This is a genomic window from Lactiplantibacillus sp. 7.2.4 (assembly GCF_018991185.1).
Classification (GTDB): Bacteria; Bacillota; Bacilli; order Lactobacillales; family Lactobacillaceae; genus Lactiplantibacillus; species Lactiplantibacillus pentosus.
On record NZ_JAGYGS010000132.1, the window covers coordinates 1 to 1393 of the forward strand.

2 protein-coding genes and 1 pseudogene are annotated in these 1393 nt (G+C 35.1%); 1 reads left to right on the forward strand and 2 read right to left on the reverse strand.

All coding sequences use genetic code 11. The annotated features are described in order from the left end of the window. Window positions 1-411 precede the first annotated feature (411 nt). Both KGF70_RS16820 and KGF70_RS16825 read right to left on the reverse strand, forming a co-directional pair. Complete coding sequence (locus KGF70_RS16820) at window positions 412-726, reverse strand: Txe/YoeB family addiction module toxin (protein WP_003680273.1); 315 nt, start codon at window positions 724-726, stop codon at window positions 412-414. Further along, window positions 719-979 (reverse strand): type II toxin-antitoxin system Phd/YefM family antitoxin, encoded by a 261-nt coding sequence (locus KGF70_RS16825; RefSeq protein ID WP_003680272.1) that lies wholly within the window; start codon window positions 977-979, stop codon window positions 719-721. The genes KGF70_RS16820 and KGF70_RS16825 overlap by 8 nt, the downstream gene beginning before the upstream one ends. 115 nt (window positions 980-1094) lie before the next feature. On the opposite strand from KGF70_RS16825, the pseudogene KGF70_RS17510 reads away from it, so the two are divergent. After that, window positions 1095-1393 (forward strand): annotated as a pseudogene (locus KGF70_RS17510) (site-specific integrase); the annotation flags it as partial.

A 1393-nucleotide genomic window follows, 5' to 3' on the forward strand; every position in this document is an offset into this window, starting at 1 on the left:
AACATTTTAGCCATGGTAGATTGTAAAATTATTTGGGTCTAGAATTTTTGGTGTTGGAAAGTATTTCCATTCCAAAAGTACTAGGCCCTAATTTAAAAAGCCATTGATAATGGATCAAAAGCGACCAATAGGGTATACCTTGATGGCCATTTCGTGTCTCACAATCTATTTAAGTTAGATATGTTCATTAGAACTGTCTAAATTAAACCCTATAACAGAGAATAATAGTGGCACAGTCTAAAATACATGATGTGTTTGAGAAAAACTTTCAAATAAGCTTTGTCCCTATATTAGGGACTATAATCTCCAAATCGCCCCTCGAAAGCCCTGCTAAAATACCCCCCAATATCTATAATGTGGATATTGGGGGGTATTTATTATAATATTTGATTTATGATGCATGTTAAGTTGCTAGTTTTTTCTGGAATTAGATTTACCACTCATTTCAAGACCACCACTTTCATAATGGGCCCAACATGAATAGATTTCGACTATTCTAGTTACTTTATCAATGGTATAAACGACGCGATGCTGTCCATTTATCCTTCGAGAATAGTAACCAGCCGCAGGTGGTGTTAATTTTTCAAATGACTGTATTGGTTTATATGGATCAGATTCCAATACATTTTGTATTTCTTCAAATGACTGACGTAATGGGCTTCTTAAAACTTTTTTTAAATCACCTTTAGCTGATGATTTTATTTTTACTTTCCAACGATTACTCATGATCAATTTCTTTGATCATTTCGTCTAAATCAACTGATTCATCATCTTTACGGCTGAAGGTGGCTTGAATCTGACCATTCATCATTAAGTTCATGGTTTCCTGTAATGCATCATAGTCTTTTTTTCCAATCAAAACGGCACTACGGCTGTCATTAGATCCTGCAATAATAACAGGTTGGGAGTCCCGATTAGCGTTTTTGATAAGTGAAAATAGGTTTGTTCGTGCTGTAGTTGGGTTAATAATTTTTTCCATATGTTTTCCCTCCTCAACTTATCTAATATTATAAGCGTACATGATAACGTACGTCAATTATAAACTATTATATCGTCAAAGGAGATTATGACTTATGTAACAAGTTGTCTTACCCATTAAAGATTCAAACGTACTTAAAGAGGTTCAAGATACGTTACTCAATAACTTTAAAGCCGGCCGGCGTAACTATACGATTTTTCAAGTTGGCAAAGCGACACTGCTGCGAGTGAGTGACGTTATGAGGTTAAAACAGACCGATATTTTTAATCCAGACGGTTCTATTAACCAAAACGTGTTCATTCACGATCGAAAAACGGGTAAACCTAATACCTTGTACCAGTTCAAACAGAGATCTTATCGTACCGTCAATGGCTGCTTGATCATAAGCTAGATTCTGAATGGCTTTTTTTCTTC

Excerpts from the sequence above, each read along its gene's own strand:
- KGF70_RS16820 (WP_003680273.1), bottom strand. The coding sequence starts at position 726 with ATGAGTAATCGTTGGAAAGTAAAAATAAAATCATCAGCTAAAGGTGAT.
- KGF70_RS16825 (WP_003680272.1), bottom strand. The coding sequence starts at position 979 with ATGGAAAAAATTATTAACCCAACTACAGCACGAACAAACCTATTTTCA.